Raw genomic sequence first — 1,043 nt, forward strand, 5'->3', positions numbered from 1 at the left:
TCCCAATTATATTTTGACATTGCTTCTCCTTTTATGCAGATGTAAGTTTCTTATGTAGGTAAGTACCAAGTCTGCGAGCCCCAAAGTTAAAAATCAAGATAAAGATTAACAATACAGCTGCTGATCCAGCTGAAACTTCTGTACCATCTGGAATAGTTCCTTCACTGTTCACTTTCCAAATATGAACAGCCAATGTTTCCGCTTGACGGAAAATAGAGATTGGACTAGTGACACTAAAAATATTCCAGTTTGACCAATCTAATGCTGGGGCTGACTGTCCTGCTGTATAAATGAGGGCTGCAGCTTCACCGAAGATACGACCTGATGCCAACACAACTCCAGTAATAATACCTGGTAACGCCTCTGGTACAACAACGTGTACAATGGTTTCCCAACGTGAGATACCAAGCGCCAGACCTGCTTCACGTTGGGTATGATGAACATTGCGAAGACTATCCTCAACGTTACGAGTCATCTGAGGTAGATTAAAAACTGTTAAGGCTAAAGCACCTGAAATAATAGAAAACCCATATTCAAACTGTACAACAAAAATCAAGTAACCAAACAGCCCAACTACCACTGATGGCAACGATGATAGGATCTCAATACAGGTGCGAATAAAGTTTGTTACAGGGCCTTTTTGCGCATATTCTGACAAGTATATACCAGCTCCCATTGATAACGGAACGGATATAATCAAAGTAATAACTAGAAGGAAAAAGGAATTATACAATTGTATACCAATCCCACCACCAGCCTGATAGGAAGAGGATCTACCTGTTAAGAAGGACCACGACACATGTGGCAATCCCCTAACTAAAATATAAAGAATTAAGGAAGTAAGGATTGTTACAATAATTCCTGCAATCGTATAGAGAATAACAGTTGCTAATTTATCAACTTTTTTAGCGTGCATAGTTTTTCTTGCCTCTTTCTTTTGTAATCAATTTAATGACGCTATTGAAAGCGAGACTCATAAGCAACAAGACTAATGCCAAAGACCATAAGACATTATTGTCTACCGTTCCCATAACGGTATTTCC

1 protein-coding gene and 1 pseudogene are annotated in these 1,043 nt (G+C 39.0%); both read right to left on the reverse strand.

The features are described from left to right. Nucleotides 1-31 precede the first annotated feature (31 nt). Nucleotides 32-916: a phosphate ABC transporter permease PstA gene (gene pstA / locus STRDD10_RS01775; protein ID WP_067192619.1), complete on the reverse strand. Its 885-nt coding sequence runs from the start codon at nucleotides 914-916 to the stop codon at nucleotides 32-34. Next, nucleotides 906-1,043: pseudogene (locus STRDD10_RS11410) on the reverse strand (phosphate ABC transporter permease subunit PstC); the annotation flags it as partial. The gene pstA and the pseudogene STRDD10_RS11410, both read right to left, overlap by 11 nt.

The organism is Streptococcus sp. DD10, assembly GCF_001578805.1.
GTDB lineage: Bacteria > Bacillota > Bacilli > Lactobacillales > Streptococcaceae > Streptococcus.